The 16,548-nt window shown below is 73.2% G+C and carries 14 protein-coding genes; 9 read left to right on the top strand and 5 right to left on the bottom strand.

The genetic code is table 11. From position 1 onward, the window contains the following. A partial coding sequence (locus AC08OX_RS07270; protein WP_476607109.1) for a leucyl aminopeptidase family protein occupies positions 1 to 1,577 on the top strand: 1,577 nt, incomplete at its 5' end. 72 nt (positions 1,578 to 1,649) lie between these two features. Here the strand turns inward: AC08OX_RS07270 and AC08OX_RS07265 are convergent. Continuing rightward, entirely contained in the window at positions 1,650 to 2,351 is a 702-nt protein-coding gene (locus AC08OX_RS07265; protein ID WP_476607108.1) for a hypothetical protein, read from the bottom strand. A 152-nt stretch (positions 2,352 to 2,503) separates the two neighbouring features. Continuing rightward, positions 2,504 to 3,157, bottom strand: coding sequence for an O-methyltransferase (locus AC08OX_RS07260; RefSeq protein WP_476607107.1), 654 nt, complete (start codon positions 3,155 to 3,157; stop codon positions 2,504 to 2,506). 165 nt (positions 3,158 to 3,322) lie between these two features. Here AC08OX_RS07260 and sigE point away from each other — a divergent pair, with 165 nt between their 5' ends. The 4 genes from sigE (at position 3,323) to tatB (ending at position 8,241) form a co-directional block, all read left to right on the top strand. Next, positions 3,323 to 4,132, top strand: coding sequence for an RNA polymerase sigma factor SigE (gene sigE, locus AC08OX_RS07255; protein ID WP_476607106.1), 810 nt, complete (start codon positions 3,323 to 3,325; stop codon positions 4,130 to 4,132). Beyond that, positions 4,129 to 4,962, top strand: coding sequence for an anti-sigma factor family protein (locus AC08OX_RS07250; RefSeq protein ID WP_476607105.1), 834 nt, complete (start codon positions 4,129 to 4,131; stop codon positions 4,960 to 4,962). The genes sigE and AC08OX_RS07250 overlap by 4 nt, the downstream gene beginning before the upstream one ends. 1,361 nt (positions 4,963 to 6,323) lie before the next feature. Further along, positions 6,324 to 7,643: a S1C family serine protease gene (locus tag AC08OX_RS07245; protein WP_476607104.1), complete on the top strand. Its 1,320-nt coding sequence runs from the start codon at positions 6,324 to 6,326 to the stop codon at positions 7,641 to 7,643. 67 nt (positions 7,644 to 7,710) lie between these two features. After that, on the top strand, positions 7,711 to 8,241 hold the full coding sequence (tatB, locus tag AC08OX_RS07240) for a Sec-independent protein translocase protein TatB (RefSeq protein WP_476607103.1): 531 nt from the start codon (positions 7,711 to 7,713) through the stop codon (positions 8,239 to 8,241). A gap of 149 nt (positions 8,242 to 8,390) precedes the next feature. On the opposite strand, the gene AC08OX_RS07235 is transcribed toward tatB, so the two are convergent. Next, positions 8,391 to 9,533 carry an Mrp/NBP35 family ATP-binding protein gene (locus tag AC08OX_RS07235; protein WP_476607102.1) on the bottom strand — a complete coding sequence of 381 codons (1,143 nt, stop codon included), beginning with the start codon at positions 9,531 to 9,533 and terminating at the stop codon, positions 8,391 to 8,393. A gap of 304 nt (positions 9,534 to 9,837) precedes the next feature. On the opposite strand from AC08OX_RS07235, the gene AC08OX_RS07230 reads away from it, so the two are divergent. Then, positions 9,838 to 10,356, top strand: a complete 519-nt coding sequence (locus AC08OX_RS07230; RefSeq protein ID WP_476607101.1) for a MarR family winged helix-turn-helix transcriptional regulator — start codon at positions 9,838 to 9,840, stop codon at positions 10,354 to 10,356. Between the two features lie 49 nt (positions 10,357 to 10,405). Here AC08OX_RS07230 and AC08OX_RS07225 read toward each other — a convergent pair whose 3' ends face one another. After that, a complete protein-coding gene (locus AC08OX_RS07225; protein WP_476607100.1) occupies positions 10,406 to 11,275 on the bottom strand; it encodes a PHP domain-containing protein in 870 nt (289 codons plus the stop codon). 132 nt (positions 11,276 to 11,407) lie between these two features. Continuing rightward, a complete protein-coding gene (locus AC08OX_RS07220; RefSeq protein ID WP_476607099.1) occupies positions 11,408 to 12,850 on the bottom strand; it encodes an aldehyde dehydrogenase family protein in 1,443 nt (480 codons plus the stop codon). Positions 12,851 to 13,102: 252 nt separating this feature from the next. Between AC08OX_RS07220 and gabT the strand changes: the two genes are divergently transcribed. The 3 genes from gabT to AC08OX_RS07205 all read left to right on the top strand — a co-directional run bounded on the left by gabT (position 13,103) and on the right by AC08OX_RS07205 (position 16,413). Next, complete coding sequence (gene gabT, locus AC08OX_RS07215; RefSeq protein WP_476607098.1) at positions 13,103 to 14,530, top strand: 4-aminobutyrate--2-oxoglutarate transaminase; 1,428 nt, start codon at positions 13,103 to 13,105, stop codon at positions 14,528 to 14,530. Positions 14,531 to 14,707: 177 nt separating this feature from the next. Beyond that, positions 14,708 to 15,352 carry a DUF6758 family protein gene (locus tag AC08OX_RS07210; protein WP_035941931.1) on the top strand — a complete coding sequence of 215 codons (645 nt, stop codon included), beginning with the start codon at positions 14,708 to 14,710 and terminating at the stop codon, positions 15,350 to 15,352. A gap of 80 nt (positions 15,353 to 15,432) precedes the next feature. After that, entirely contained in the window at positions 15,433 to 16,413 is a 981-nt protein-coding gene (locus AC08OX_RS07205; protein ID WP_476607097.1) for a diacylglycerol/lipid kinase family protein, read from the top strand. Positions 16,414 to 16,548 lie beyond the last annotated feature (135 nt).

Below are 16,548 nucleotides of genomic sequence, written 5' to 3'. Positions count from 1 at the left end.
CCTCGACCGTCGCCCTGGTCCTCGCGTCGTCCGAGAACGGGCCCGTGTTCGACGAGACTGCCCGCGGTGTCGGCGCCGATCTCGGACTGGATCTTGCGCTGCTGATCGAGTCCGAGTCCCTGCGCGGCGATGCGGGTTCGGTGCTGGTGGTGCCGTTGGCCCGGACGGCTCGGCCGACCCGGCTGCTCGTGGTCGGCATCGGCGCCGGTCAACCGGGTGACTGGCGGGCCGCGGGTGCCGCGCTCGCCCGCCGCGCCGGGGCACCGGACCGGCTCGCGGTGGTGGCGGAGCCCGGCGATCCGAGCCTGCGGGCCTTCACCGAAGGCCTGGCGCTGGGCGCCTACCGGGCCGCTGGCGTGCTCGACCGGGCTGCTGGCGTGCCCGAGCCGGCCGGCGGAGCGCTCGACCCGGCCGGCCGGCCCAGGCCGGAGAACGGCGCGCCCGGCAACGTCATCGTGCTCACCGGTCGGGCGGACGGGCCCGGGGCGGTGGCCGCGGTCGACGCCGCGCGGGCGGTGGCCACCGGGGTGTACATCGCCCGCGATCTGGTCAACATGCCGAGTCTGGTGAAGTCACCCGAGTGGCTGGCGAACCGTGCCGTGCGCATCGCCGCGTCGGCGGGTCTCGACGCGACCCTGTTCGGCCCCGACGATCTTCCGGCGCAGGGCTTCGGGGGGTTGTGCGCCGTCGGTGAGGGTTCCCCTCGGCCGCCCTACCTGGTCAAACTCGAATATCACGGGCCACCGCGGACTTCTGGCGAGGCCGGGTCGGCGGGATCCATCGGGTCGGCGGAGCCGGATGGTTCGCCGGCGGGCCGCTTCACCGATGGTCACCGGGTCCTGGTCGGGAAGGGAATCACCTTCGACTCGGGTGGGCTCTCCCTGAAGCCGGCCGTCCCGATGGCCGGCATGAAGACCGACATGGCGGGCGCGGCGGCGGTGCTCGGGGCGATGACCGCGCTGCCGGCGTTGAACGTGCCCGGGCGCGTCACCGGCCTGCTCTGTCTGGCGGAGAACATGATCGGTGCGACTGCCATGCGTCCCGGCGACGTCATCACCTGCTGGGGCGGGACCACGGTGGAGGTACTGAACACCGACGCCGAGGGTCGCCTGGTGCTGGCGGACGGCCTCGCCTACGCCGCGGGCGCGCTCGACGCGGATGTCATCGTCGATCTCGCCACGCTGACCGGAGCGATCGCCGTGGCGCTCGGCCGGCGCACCGCCGGGCTGTTCAGCTCGGACGACCAGCTGGCGCCGGCGCTGTCCGCCGCGGCGGACAGCGCCGGGGAACGGGTGTGGCGGCTGCCGTTGGTGGAGGAGTACCGGGCGGCGATCGACTCGCCGGTGGCGGACCTTGCCAACATCGGCCGGGCGCTGGACGTCGGGGGCGGTTCCATCACCGCGGCGCTGTTCCTGCGGGAGTTCGCGGGCCGGCGGCCCTGGGCACATCTGGACATCGCGGGCACCGCACGGTCGGACGCCGACGACGGCGAGATCAGCCGGGGCGGCACCGGGTGGGGGGTGCGTACCCTGCTGACCTGGCTGTCGAGTGGGCCGTCCCAGACACCGGCGGCCTGAGTAGAGCCCCCGGAACTCCCGGATGCCCCCGATGTCCTGGATGTCCTGGTGTTGCCGGGCCGCGAGGGGATCTCAGGCCGAGAGACGCAGGAGCGCGGCCTCGTATTCCCGGGCGATGTCCGCGGTGAGGACCAGGGAGACCCGGAGCACCACGGTGCGCTGGACGAAGACGTACTCGGTGACGAGCGGGTTGTCGGCGGTGACGGTGAGGAGCTTCGTCGCCCGCTGCTGCGCGCTCGCCGCGTCCGCGAAGACCTCGATCGCGCCCGCGGGGCTTCCGGAGACCTCGTTGACGCCCACCCGCGGATCGCTGAAGGCGATTCTGCTGGTGTAGCCGTTCGTCCGACCCAGGAGACGATCCGGGTCGGTGGCCGCGGTGTAGACGACGGTGGTGTGCAGCGGCAGGCCTGCGCCGGCCATCCGGATCGCCACCTGCTCGGCGGTAAGGCCGGCGAGGCCGCCTTCCGCGGCCGGCGGGGTGGGTACGGCCGTCGGGGAGGGGGTGGCGCTCGGTGCGGACGGGTGGGCGGAGCGCGCGCCGTGCGCCGGTCCCACCAGACGGTTCAGCGTGTAACCGGCGATCCCGGCTAGGACCGCCACGACGAGGACGAACGTGATGTAGGGCAGCAGGCTCTCACGTGGGGCGGGCGGTGGCTCGGCGCGGCTGTCGTAGGCGTCCCTGGCCCGGCTGTCATAGGCGTTGAAGTCGCCGTAATCGTCGCCGTAGTCGTCGTAGACGTCATAGCGCCGGTACTCCTGCGCGGCCGGTGCCATTTACTCCCCAAGGCGTAGGAATGTCACGCTTAAGCGCACCTTACGCGCCCACTGAGGAGCCACCGGGTACCGGCACGATCGGCCGGCCCCGATCGTGTTACCGCGGACCGGCCAGCTCGCCCGGGCTGCCGGTCACCCGCCCGAGGTGCTGGTCAGCCGACCGGGGAGGACTTGGCGACCACGGCGACCAAGAGGCCGCCGCCGGTGGTGAGGAGCATCTGGGTAAGCCGCACGTCGTCACGCACAGCTGTGGCGAGTTCGCGGACCGCCACCGCCTCGGGGCCGGTGGCCTGGCCCCGGGCCAAGGCCAGCACGCTGGCGAACGCCACCACGCCGCCCGGCCGCAGCAGCCGCAGGGCCTGGGCGAGGTATTCGGTGCCCTCACGCCGGTCCGCGTCACAGAACACGAGGTCATAGGCGCCGTCGGTCAGCCGGGGGAGAACGTCGAGGGCGCGGCCGGTGATCAGCCGGCTGCGCCCGGGGGTCATCCCCGCGTCGGCGTAGGTGCGCCGGGCCAGCCGAAGGTGCTCGGCCTCGACGTCGATGGTGGTCAGGGTTCCGTCAGGCCGCATCCCCCGCAACAGCCAGGTACCGGAGACCCCGGTACCTGTGCCGATCTCGACCACCGCGCGGGCGCCCACGGCAGCGGCAAGGAAGCGTAGGACCGCGCCGGTACCCGGGCTGACCGGGACGATCCCGACCTCCTCGGCTCGGGCGCGGGCAGCGCGAAGGATCGGGTCTTCCAGCAGGAAGCCCTCGGCGTAGGCGGCGGCGGACTCGAGTTCGCCGATGTCAGTGTCCGGCATGACTTCCTCAGCCTACGGGAACGGGAGACCGAGGACGCGCGTTCATCTGGTCAACGCGCATCGTGTCGAGGATCGAGGGGAGAAACATCGGTGTCCGCAGCGGGATTCGCCGCTCCCTGGCTGGCTCGTCGGGTACGTTTGACGCGAACCGACCGAGAGGCGGCCGTGGCTGCTCAGGACCCCGGGGCGGGCTCGGACGCCGCCGGCGTCGCCGCCACCGCAGAAGCTTCGGGTTGGGTTCCTCCTTCCTGGGAAGACGTGGTCCGTGAGCACGGCAACCGGGTCTATCGCCTCGCCTACCGCCTCACCGGTAATGCCCACGACGCCGAGGACCTGACACAGGACGTGTTCGTCCGGGTGTTCCGGTCGTTGGCGGACTACACCCCCGGCACCTTCGAGGGATGGCTGCACCGGATCACCACCAATCTCTTCCTCGACCGCATGCGTCGCCAGCAGAAGATCCGGTTCGATGCGCTGCCCGAGGACACCGAGCGACTGGCTGGCCGCGAGGCGAGCCCGGAGGCGGTCTACGCCGAGGCTCATCTCGACGCGGACGTCGAGGCCGCGCTCGCCGCTCTGCCGCCCGACTTCCGGGCCGCCGTCGTGCTGTGCGACATCGAGCAGCTCTCCTACGAAGAGATCGCTCAGACGTTGGGCGTGAAACTGGGCACAGTGCGTAGCCGGATCTCGCGCGGTCGGGCGATGTTGCGCGCGGCGCTGGCTGATCGCGCGCCACGTACTGGTGACGGCGCCGCGTTGTCCGCCGCCGTGACGGTCTCGGACGATGCCCTTCTCGCCGCGGAGCCCGCCGTCGGGCCGGTGGCGGCGGAGCTCGCCGAGGCGGACGTGGCGCCGCCGGACACGACCAGACCGCGTCGGGACCGAGGCGACGATGGGCGGCCCAGAAGCAGGGGACGGCATGGGCCCGTCGCCGCCGGGAGCAAGGGTGGTGCTCCGCGGGAGCGGCGGGCGTGACCGAGCATCTCGGCGATCGGATCTCGCCTCTCATCGACCATCAGCTTGATCATGACGCTCGCGACCGCGCGCTCGCGCATCTTGCCCGCTGCGGGGAGTGCCAGCGGGAGGTGGCGGCCCTGCGGATGGTCAAGGCACGGCTGGTTGCTCTCGATGGCCCGGATCTTCCTGGCGGCCTCGCGGTCCGGCTGCTGAGCCTGGGCGGTCCGACCGCGCTGCCCGCGCCCCCGCCGGGTTCGTCCCAGCGCTTCCCGCGGTCCCACCGCTCCCCGCAATCCCAGCGCTCCCAGTTCCGTCCTGCGCCGGACAGGCGGGGGCCTACCCGTCTCGACCCGGTCAGGCTTCCCGGGGCGTTCACGGTGACAGTACCGGCCCTGCTGCCGCGTTCCGTCGAGCTCCGACAGCCCCCCTTCGATCCTCGCCGGGGCGCCGGCACTCGTCCCGCCTCGCCCAGGCTCGCCGCTCGACCGGCGCCGGCAGCCACCGGCGGGGCGGCGCGCGGTCCGGGTCAGGCGGGCCGTCCCGCGTCGGGGCCCGCGCGTCAGCACCTGCGGCGGCCGGCCTCGCCCGCCCCACGCCGGCGGCTGCCGGCCCCGCACCGTCGTCCCACCCCCCGGACCAGCATGCGCCGAACCCTCCTCGGATCCGCCGCGCTGATGCTGCTCGCCGTCGCTGGTGCCGCCATCGCCGACGGCCAGGAGAGTACCCAGACGCCGGGGTCCGTCGCGGTGCCGACGGTGTCCTCGGTCGTCGCCCCGGGCGTTGCGAACGGCGTCCCGAGCCGGCTCACCCCGATGTTCGCCCCGGTCCGGGTGTCCTTGCGCCGTTGATCGTCCGCCCGTTCGGGCCGACTTGAGCAAATTCGGGCCGACCCGGGCGAACACGTTCCCCATCGACCCGGTCGGGGGTGTTTGAACGGGGGTATTCGGACGGGGTAGGCCGTCCCGGGTGCCGGGAGGCGGTCGGGGCCGTGAGTTTCAGGGGGTCGCCTGCTCCGTCTCTCGGCGCCAAGCCCTGGCTGGTCGCCTTTTCCGGCTGTCCGCCCCGGTCGCCGCCGGAAACCGGCGGGACGCATCTTTCCGGTACCTGAAAGACATTTTCTGGGTGTTCTGGAGGAGAGGTCTCGTCTGGCCTGATGTGAGGCTTTACCGTGTTACCCGCTCGGACGCGTCGCGCGTGCTTTCCAGGACGGAACCGGTCGCCGGCGTTCCGCCGTGCCATGCGACGAGCGAGTCGGGGAGGACGTGTGGACGTCAGCGACAACGAGGTGCCTGTCGCGAGCGTGGAACCGGTCGACCCGCCCGTACGGCCCCGACGTCTCGAGCGGTCATCCACGATGCGGTCGGTTCCCGCCGGCCCGGGCCACCGCGCCGATCCTTCCCGCCCTGGCGTCCCGCGAGCCGCCGGCGCGGCGCCTTCCGCCACCGACGGCAAGCCGCGGACCGATCAGGCCGGTGGCCGGGTCGCGGCGGCGCGCGACGAGACGACCGTCCCCTCGACCGGCGGGACGATACCCGTCAGTCGGCTCCGCCTTCCCGCCGCGCCCCGGCCCACCACGGCCGGCGGTGCTGGGCCGCGGGTACAGCCCGGGGTGGTCGTCCCCGTGCAGCCGTCGGGACCCGTGCAGCCGTCGGGACCCGTGCAGCCGTCCGGGTCGGAACCGGCGGCCGGGACACGCCGTCCGCAATCGCCTTGTACGGCATCCACCACCGCGATGACCGGGCCGGCGGAGGAGACCCGGCCCGAGCGGCGACCCACGGCCGCCGGGACGCCGGGCACGGGTAGCCCGGCGGCACGCGCTCCTGAGCCGGGCCCGGGGACTCCATCGGGTGCGGGGCCATCGGGTGCGGGGCCGCAGCCGCGGCCCACAGCCCGTGAGGGTGCGACGCCGGAATCCGGGGCGGCGCGGATTCCGGTGCGTCAGCCCGGCCGGCGTCCGCCGACCCTCCCACCCGGTGAGGACAGGCCCGGCTCCGCTCCCGGAGGGCATCGCCACCCCCGGCATTCCGGGCGGGTCGAGGGGGCCGCTTCGGGCGCGGGTGCTTCGGGCGCGGGTGCTTCGAGGACGGGCGTTTCGGGTCTGGGGGCGCTGGGCGCCCGGGCGGGCTGCGACCCGGGCGCCGCCGCGACCGACCGCGGGCGCGCTGCGGCGGACGGGAACCCGCGGGAGCCGTCGGGAGGCTTGCCTACGGTGACCGCGGTGCGTGGCTTCGGCACGCAGCCGCCGGCCCCACCGCCCGCCGAGACGGGCTCCCCGCGGGCCTGGTCGCCGACCTCGACGCCGTATCCGCTGCCCGCGGACTCCGACGGCGGCGGCTCGAACGCCGCGCCGTTCGCCGACGTCCTGACTGGTCGTTCGGCGCCGCGGGGGCGTCTGGTCGCTCCCGGTCGCCCGGTCGTTCTCGGTCACCGGGTCCTCCTCGCGAGCATCCTGGTCGCGGGTCTGCTGGGTGGGGGAATCGGTGCGCTGCTCGTCTCGATGACCGAGCGCGGCAGCGACCAACAGGCGTCGGCGGCCCTGCCGGTCGGTACCGCCGCGCCCAGCTCCGACCGCAGGTCGGTCGCGTCGATCGCCGCAACGGCTCTGCCCAGTGTGGTGACGATCGATGCCGGTGGCGGGGGGGACGGCGATGCCGCGGGTACCGGCTCCGGGGTGATCATTAGCCCGGAGGGGTACATCCTGACGAACAACCACGTCGTGGCGTCCGCGGTCGCCGCCAGAACTCCGATCTCCGTGCGCCGCTACCAGGAGTTCGGCCAGGTCCGGGCCGACCTGGTCGGGCGGGATCCCAAGACTGACATTGCCGTCCTGCGGATCCCGGCCCCGCAGCCCCTGCCGGCGGTGACGCTCGGCCAGTCCGGCTCGCTGGTCGTGGGAGCGCCGGTGGTTGCCATCGGGGCGCCGTTCGGCCTCGCCGGCACCGTGACGACCGGCGTCGTCAGCGCGCTCGACCGCAATCCCATGGTCCCGGCCGAGAGCGGCACCGACCCCACGGTGCTCATCGGGGCGATCCAGATCGACGCGGCGATCAATCCGGGCAACTCCGGTGGTCCGCTGCTCGACGGCCTCGGCCAAATGGTGGGGATCAATACCGCGATCGCCGCGGTGCCCGGCCATGAGTCCCAGAGCCAGAGCGGCAGCATCGGCGTGGGGTTCGCCATCCCGATCGACTTCGCCCGCTCAGTCGCTCAGGAGATCATCTCGACCGGTCGGGCGACCCACCCGTACCTCGGCGTGTCAGCCGCGACCGTCACCGCCGGCCAGGCGAAGGCCATGGGGACCACGTCGGGTGCCCGCGTCGTCAACCTGGCGCCCGGTGGCCCCGCCGAGCGCGCCGGGCTGCGCGTCGGCGACATCATCACGCGGGTGGACACCAGGGTTATCAGCGGGATGAACGACCTCATCGTCGCAGCCCGGCTCCACCGGGTAGGTGACCGGGTGTCGGTCGCCTACGAACGCGCCGGTGCCACCGCGACCACCCAGCTGACACTGCAGGAACAACAGCGCTGAGCCGCAGGCATCTTTTCGTTGCCCACGAGCTCCTTGCCCGCAACACCGGGAGAGGTACGCTCAGCGCGTGTTCAACGGTGTCGGGTGGGGTGAAGTCGTCGTCTTGTTTCTGATCGGGCTGTTCGTCTTCGGCCCGGACAGGTTGCCCAAGGCCGCCAGGGACGCGGGCCGCGTGCTGCGTCAGCTGGCCAACGGCATGCGTAACGATCTCAGGTCCGAGCTGGGCCCGGAATTCGCCGATCTGGATATCCGGGACCTGCATCCCAAGACCTTCGTCCGCAAGCACCTGTTCGAGGACGATCCGGTTCTGCCGCCATACCTCACCAAGCGGACCTCGCTCGACTCGCTGCTCCTCGGTGACGATCCGCCCGCGGCGCCGTCACTGACCAAGTCCTCGCTGCCGAGAGATCCCGCGGCCAAGGATCCGGCCCGTCCCGGCGCCGAGGCCGCGGTTCCGGCGGCGCCGCCCGGTCCGGTGTCTCCCATGCTGTCGAAGGTCTCGCCGAGCAAGGCGTCCGCAGCCCGGGCCGTGCCGGCGCAGCCGGCACGGAGCGACGGCCCGGCGACAGAGGTGCCCTTCGACTCGGACGCCACCTGAGGTTCGGTGCCACCTGAGCCGGACTCGGTGCCGCCTGAGGTTCGGCGCCGCCGCCGGCTCGGTGCACCCGCCCCGGGGCGGGGCCAGCCGGGGCCGGGCTCGCGTCGATCAGGCTGCGCGAACCCGGACGGACGGCCGATCGTAGGTGTTCAGCGCCCCACCGGCGTGAGGTTGAGGCTGCGTCCGGCGAGCCCACGGGAGCGGTAGGTGAGCCGGCCCGCCACCGCGTGCAGGGCCTTGCCCGCCTCGCTGTCCGGCTCGCCGATGACCAGCGGCACGCCGTTGTCGGCGCCTTCCCGGAGCCGGACGTCCACCGGGATCTGGGCCAGCAGCGGTACGTCATGACCGAGCACCCTGGTCAGCCGCTCGGCCACCGCCGCCCCGCCGCCGGAGCCGAACACGTCGACCCGCTCGCCGCAGTGCGGGCAGGGCAGCCACGCCATGTTCTCGACGACCCCGACCACGTTCTGCCGGGTCTGCACGGCGATGGTCCCGGCCCGCTCGGCGACCTCGGTGGCCGCCAGCTGCGGGGTTGTGACCAGCAGCAGTTCGGAGGACGGCACCAGCTGGGCCAGGGAGATGGCGATGTCACCGGTGCCGGGCGGTAGGTCCAGGAGAAGGACGTCCAGGTCACCCCAGAAGACGTCTGACAGGAACTGCTCCAGGGCACGGTGCAGCATCGGTCCGCGCCAGGTCACTGGCTGGTTGCCGCGCGTGAACATCCCGGTGGAGATGACTCGCACCCCGCGTGCCTGGGGCGGCATGATCATCTTTTCGACCTGGGTGGGCGGGCGGTCGATGCCCAGCATGCGGGGCACGGAGTGCCCATAGATGTCGGCATCGAGCACACCGACCGACAGGCCCGAACGGGCCATCGCGGCGGCCAGGTTCACGGTGATCGAGGACTTGCCGACGCCGCCCTTGCCGCTGGCGACGCCGTAGACCTGGGTGGTCGAGCCTGGTTGGGCGAAGGGAATCGCTTTGGGGGCGTTGCCCCCCCGCAGTTTCGCGTGCAGGGCACCGCGTTGCTCGTCCGACATGACCTGCAGATCGACGCGGACCTCGCGGACGCCCTCGACCGCGCTGACGGCTCGACTGACCCGATTGATGATCTCGTCGCGCATGGGGCAGCCGGACACGGTGAGCAGGACCCCGACGTCGACCGAGCCGTCGTCGAGCACGCGAACCGACGAGACCATGTCCAGCTCGGTGATGGGACGACCGATCTCGGGATCGTGCACCGTCGCCAGAGCCGACTGGATCGCGTCGGGGGAAGGTCGGGATAGGGACAAGGGAAACCTCAGTCACAGGTTGGTATCAGGTGCGGCCCGCCGGGCCGCCTGTGGGTCCACGATAGCCCGCGGGGGACGTGACGGCGCCGGCTACGCTTCCCGGTCCGCCGAACACGGCGAACCGGGAAGCGTGAGCCGCCCTGTCGGCTTCACGACGGGTGCGGAGCGTGCCCATCGTCATGACCAGAGGTGATTGTGTCCTGGTATGTACCTGGTATGTGTCCCGGTGGCGGAGACGGCTGCTTGGGACGGTTTTGCGGGCGGGCCGCGACGTAGGCTGATCGTGCGGGGGCGGGAGGACGCGATGGCAGTCGAAGAGATTTTCGGCGCCAGCTCCGAGACCGGCGAGGACCGGGTCGACGAACATGGGATGCGGGCCTGGCGTGAGCTGCTGCACGCCCATGCCCACGTGACCCGGGTCCTCGAGGCCGAGCTCGAGGCGGCTCACCGGCTTCCCCTGGCCTCGTACGACGTGCTGGTCCAGCTCGCCGAGGCCCCGAACGGCGAGTTACGGATGAGCGAACTCGCCCAGGCGGTGCTGCTCTCCCGCAGCGGTCTTACCCGGTTGGTCGACCGGCTGGAACGGGAGGGACTGGTCGCCCGGCGGTCCTGCCCGTCGGATGCCCGCGGCACGCTCGCCACCCTCACCCCGCGGGGGCTCGACCGGTTGCGGGCGGCCTCGGGCACCCACCTCAAGGGGGTCGCCCGGCACGTGCTCTCCCACTTCAGCCGAATCGAGCAGGACCTGCTCGCCGAGCTGCTGGGCCGGCTGAGCCCGCCGAGGCCGGGCGGCAACGGCCGGGGGTGCGACGCGAACGCCTGAGCGGCCACGGCCTGCCGGCAGCGCGTGGCCGGCACCGCACCACGGCCGGTCATCCGGACGCGGTGATCGGGACCGCCCCCCGCGCGGTGGAGATCAACGCCTCGTACGCCTCCCGGGAGGTGGTCTCGCCCCCGAGCCCCTGGGGCTTGCTGGCGCCGTGGAAGTCACTGGAACCGGTCGCCACCAGCGAGAGCTCGGCAGCGAGGCCACGTAGCCGGCGCCGCGCGACGGGTAGGTGATCGGGATGATCGACCTCGATGCCGGTCAGGCCCGCCTTCGCCATCGCCTCGATCACCTCGGGACCGACCGTGACGCCGCGCCTGCTCGCGAACGGGTGCGCGAACACGCTCACCCCGCCGGCGCCGTGGATGAGGCGAAGCGTCTCCCAGACGTCCGGCTGCTCCTTGCCCACCCAGTACGGTCCGCCCGCGCCGATCCACCGGTTGCTGAACGCGGCCACCACCTCGGGGATCAGCCCGGCCTCGACCATGACCGCGGCGATGTGGGGGCGGCCCACCGTGCCGGCAGCCAGCTCCAGGACCCGTTCCCAGCGCACCGGATGCCCGTCCGCGGCGAGTCGATCGACCATCCGACGGGCCCGGGTGGCGCGATGTTCCCGCACCCGGGCCCGGGCCGCCGCGAACGCCGGCTCGGCCGGGTCGAACAGGTAGGCCAGCACGTGCAGGGATACCCATGCACCTGCCACCTCGACCTGGCAGGAGATCTCGGCACCCGGCACCAGGGTCAGCCCGGCAGGCAGGGCCGCGGCCGCGCGGCCGATGCCCGCGATGGTGTCATGGTCGGTGAGCGCGATGATCGATAGGCCCTGCCCGGCTGCGAGCCGGACGAGGTTCTCCGGTGACTCCAGGCCGTCCGAGGCGGTCGAATGGGTGTGCAGGTCGATGGCCACCCGCTTCATAATGCTTCATAGTGGCAGCTTTTCGCCGTGCGGCGATGATGTGGGCGGCAGGCGGTGGCGGCAGGCCGTGGCGAGACGGCGGTGCGGGCGGTGCGGGCCGTGGTGGTGGGCGACGGCGGGCGGCAGGGAGGCCTACAGGTCCAGACCGGTCAGGACCAGCACCCGGTCCTCGGTGAGGTCGGTCATGGCCGAGCGGACCCCCTCCCGCCCGATGCCGGAACCCTCCGTCCCGCCGTAGGGCATCTGGTCGGCCCGGTACGACGGGACGTCGCCGATGACGACCCCCCCGACCTGGAGCTCCCGGTGGGCGCGGAAGGCGGTGGCCAGGTCGTGGGTGAACACCCCGGCCTGCAGGCCGTAGGCGCTGTCGTTGATCCGGGCGAAGCCCTCGTCAACGCCGTCGACCGCCGCCACGACGATCACCGGGCCGAAGACCTCCTCGCTCACCACCTTGGCGGTGGGCGGAACGCCGGTCAGCACGGCCGGGCTGAGACTCGTGCCGTGGCGCGTCCCACCGCAGACGAGTGTCGCCCCTGCCTCGACGGCCTCGGTGATCCACGCCTCGACCCGTTCCGCCGCCGCAACGTCGATCAGCGGCCCCACGTCGGTGGCCGGGTCGGCCGGATCCCCGTCGTGCAGCGCCCGCACGGCGGCGACGATCTCGGCGAGCAGCTCGTCGACGATCGTGCGGTCGGCGTAGACCCGCTGCACGGCGATGCACGACTGGCCGGCCTGGTAGTTGGCGAACAGGGCGATGCGGCCGGCGGCCCGGGCCAGATCGGCGGGGGTCGCGTAGTCGGCGGCGACCAGCACCGCCGCGTTCCCGCCGAGTTCGAGGACCACATGCTTGCGGGGGACCGTGTCGCGGATGGACCAGCCCACCGGGCCGGAGCCGGTGAAGGACACCACGGGCAGCCGAGGGTCCGCGACGAGCGGGCCGAGGCGGTCGTTGGGGATCGGGAGGACCGACCACGACCCCTCGGGCAAGCCGGCCTCGGCGAGCAGGTCGCCGAGGAACAGCGCCGACAGCGGCGTGCGCGGGGCCGGCTTCACGATGATCGGCGCGCCGACCGCCAGCGCCGGCGCCACCTTGTGGGCGACCAGGTTGAGCGGGAAGTTGAAGGGGGTGATGCCCAGCACGGGCCCGCGGGGGAAACGCCGGGTGAGCGCGAGCCGTCCCTCCCCGGGGGGATCGGTGTCCAGCCTGGTCAGCTCCCCGGCGAAGCGCCGGGCCTCCTCCGCCCCCCAGCGGAAGGTGGAGCTCGCCCGGGCCACCTCGGCACGCGACCAGGTCAGCGGCTTACCGCTCTCCGCGGTGATGAGACGGGCCAGTTCGTCGCCCCGACGGGCGATCTCCTTCGACACGCCGGCGAGCGCGCCGGCGCGGACGTGGGCCGGCAGCGCCGCGAACGCCGGGGCGACCGCCGCCGCGGCGGCCACGGCCGTCTCAACCTGGTCGGGGTCCGGCTGCGCGACGACGGCGACCTCCGCGCCGTCGAACGGGTGCCGAACGGTGGTCGTCGCCGACCCGGTGGCCGGCTTACCCGCCAGCCAGAACGGCGTCGGCTCGCTCATCGCGCGGATGACCGGTCGGTGCGGGCGGCCACCGGGCCGCCTGCCGTCGAGCCGCCTGCCGTCGTCATCACCATCGAGCTCATTCTAGGCGCCCGCGCGGGCGGGGTGCCTGCGGCGCGCCCGGTCCCGCCCGAGGACCACCGACCGGATCCCGGCGGCGGGGGACGATGGCCGGTCCGGTCCGCGGCGCGGGCGGCGTGGCCCGGGCCGTGGACAGGTACGTGCGCGCATACGATCAGGTAGGAGCCGACGATGACCATTCCTAACCCGGCGGCGACCGGAATCGGCCTGCCCGCCACCGGCGGCCCGCGGCTGCCCCAGGAGCCGCGTCTGCACACCGAGATCCCCGGCCCGCGGTCCCGGGCACTCGCCGCGCGCCGCGTCGGCGCCGTGGCCCGGGGGGTCGGTGAGACCCTCCCGGTCTACGCGCACGCGGCGGGCGGCGGGGTCGTGGTCGACGTGGACGGCAACTCGCTCATCGACTTCGGTTCGGGGATCGCGGTGGTCAGCGTCGGCAACGCTGCGGACGGGGTCGTCGGGGCCGTGCGCGAGCAGATCGGCCGGTTCACCCACACCTGCTTCATGGTGACGCCGTACGAGGGCTATATCGCCGTCTGTGAGGCGCTGAACCGGCTGACGCCGGGTACCCATGAGAAGCGCTCGGCATTGTTCAACTCCGGAGCGGAGGCCGTCGAGAACGCCGTCAAGATCGCGCGCAGCGCGACCGGCCGGGGCGCGGTCGTCGTCTTCGAGCACGCTTACCATGGCCGGACGAACCTGACGATGGCGATGACCGCGAAGTCGATGCCCTACAAGAGTGGGTTCGGGCCGTTCGCGCCCGAAGTCTACCGGATGCCGCTGGCGTATCCCTACCGCTGGCAGACCGGTCCCGACCGCTGTGGGGAGGAGGCCGCCGAGCGGGTGATCGAGCTCGTGCGGGACGAGATCGGGGCCGCGTCCGTCGCCGCGATGGTCATCGAGCCGATCCAGGGGGAGGGCGGTTTCATCGTCCCCGGGACCGGGTTCCTGCCCCGCCTCGCCGAGTTCTGTACGGTCGCGGGGATCGTGTTCGTCGCGGACGAGGTGCAGACCGGGTTCGCCCGGACCGGGACGATGTTCGCCTGCGAGCACGAAGGCGTCGTCCCGGATCTCATCACCACCGCCAAGGGCATCGCCGGCGGCCTGCCGCTCGCGGCCGTCACCGGCCGCGCGGAGATCATGGACGCCCCCCAGGTCGGCGGGCTCGGCGGCACCTACGGGGGGAACCCCGCGGCCTGCGCTGCGGCTCTCGCCGCGATCGACCTCATCGAGTCCGAGGACCTGGCCGGCCGGGCCCGCCGGATAGGCGAGATCGCCCTGCCCCGCCTGCACGCGTTGCGCGAGCGGTACGACTTCGTCGGGGATGTCCGGGGGCGGGGCGCGATGGTCGCCCTGGAGCTGGTCCGGAGCGCCGGCGACGACAGCCCGGACAAGGTCCTCACCGCCGCCGCGGCAGCCGCCTGCCATCGTCGCGGCCTGATCGTGCTCACCGCGGGCACCTGGGGCAACGTGCTCCGGCTGCTGCCACCGCTGGTGATCGAGGAGCCGTTGCTGCTGGCTGGCCTCGATCTCCTCGACGAGGCGTTCGCGGAGCTCGCGGCGCGCCGTCAGTCTCCCTCCCCGGCCCGCCCGGAGGGGTGACGGCCCGCCCGGAGGGGTGACGGAGGGGTGGTGCACCCGGCTGTTCGGCATATCTGCCGAGGTCGGACGATTGCGGGTGGAAACCTGGTGGGGCGATTGCGGGTGGAAAGCCGAGGGCATACCCGTGCCGGAGTGCCGATGTTCGGCGACATCTCCACCTACGCCAGGAGGCGCCCGGTGACCATTGCTGCGGCCTGCCCGCGCTGTCTCGGACCGCTGCGTCCACCCGATCTGTGGAGCAGTCAGTGGCGGTGCGACGATCACGGGGAGGTGAGTCCCTACCGCACCGCCGTGTCGTCGCGGGAACAGGCGCTCCACGCGCTGTCGAAGACCTCGACGGTCCCGATCTGGTTGCCGCAGCCGATGCCGGTCCACTGGTACGTCAGCGGCGTCGGCTGGGCCGGTGACGAGCGTACCGGGCCGCGTGCCACGGCAGTCGCCGCCGCCGGGCCCTCTCCGTTGGGCGGGCCGGCCGAGATGGTGCTCGTCGCCGAGGCGCCTCGGGTGGGACTCGGCGCCCGGCTCGCGGGCATCAGCGGTCCCGATCCCGAACCGCTGCCCGGCGTACCGGAGGCGAAGGTAGAGGCCGCCGGGCATCCCACCGCGCTGTGGCCGCTGGTCGTACCCCCCGATCGGGCGGCGTTCGTCGGGGAGGCCCGGGGGGTGTGGCTGTGGCTGGTGCTCTGGCCGGCCGACGCGGCCCTGCTCCTGCTGGAACACCTCGTGCTGCGGGACCTGCGCGACGATCCGCAGCTCGGCGAGCGGTCGTTCTTCGGTGCATCGAGCCAGCACCTGTCCGCGGGGCCGCTGCCCGGGCGGTGAGCCGCCATGGTCACGCATCCCCGGCTCCGCATCCCCGGCCGTTGGGGGACCTGCCGCACCCGCCCGTAAGCTCGCTCACCATGACGGACGCCGCTGCCCCCCGCACACCCTCCCGGGGAAGCCTCGGTACGGTGGCGCCGCAGCCGCTGCGGGTCGAACCCGCCGAGGTCGACCGCAACCGGCTGGCCGTGATCGTCAACCCGAGCGCGGGTCACGGGCGGGCGATGCGGATGCTCGACGGCGTCCGCGCCGAGCTCGCGCGCTGGGCGCGGGACGTCCGGGTCACCCCGACCCGCGACCTCGCCCACGCGGACGATCTCGCGGCGGTGGCCACCGCCCAGGGCCGGGTCGTGGTCGCGCTCGGGGGCGACGGCCTAGCCGGCGCGGTGGCAGGGGGGGTGGCCCGCTGCGGCGGCGTGCTCGCGGTGCTCCCCGGCGGGCGCGGTAACGACTTCGTGCGTGGTCTCGGCTTGCCCCGCGACCCGTGCCGCGTCGCGGCCGGGCTTGCGCACGCCCGGGAACGCCGGGTCGACCTGCCCGAGGTCGGCGGCCGGCCGTTTCTGGGGATCGCGAGCGTCGGCTACGACTCCGACGTCCAGGTGATCGCCAACCGGACCCGGTTCCTGCGCGGTCAACAGGTCTACACCTACGCGGCGCTGCGGGCGCTGGCCGCCTGGCGCCCGGCGCGCTTCACGGTGACGGTGGACGACCTCGCGCCTCGGGACCTGGTCGGGTGGACGGTTGCGGCGGCGAACTCGGCGTACTACGGCGGCGGGATGCGGTTCGCCCCCGGGGCGGACATCGCCGACGGGCTGCTGGACGTCCTGCTGATCTCGCGCACCTCCCGCCTGACGTTCCTGGCGCTGTTCCCGCGGGTGTTCTCCGGGCGTCACGTCGACACCCGGCACGTGCGGGTGCTGCGGGCCCGGCGGGTGCGCATCGAGGCCGACCGGCCCTTCGCCGTCTACGCCGACGGCGATCCGCTGGCGTCGTTGCCGGCGGAGATTGTCGTGCGCCCCGGTGCCCTGCGGCTGCTCGTGCCGGTTATTCCGGCGTCCTGAAGCCGGATTCCGGCGCCGGGCGGTCGGGTTCGGCCGCTGTGGATTCGGCCGGGTCCGCGGTCTCGGGCCTCGGCGTGGTCTCGGGTGTCAGCGTGATCTCGGGGGTCGCGTGATAGTCGATGCGGCCGGCTGCCT

The organism is Frankia sp. CoBUL1, assembly GCF_978021245.1.
Note: the sequence above shows the minus strand (reverse complement) of the source record. Positions and strands in the feature narration are given on the sequence as shown.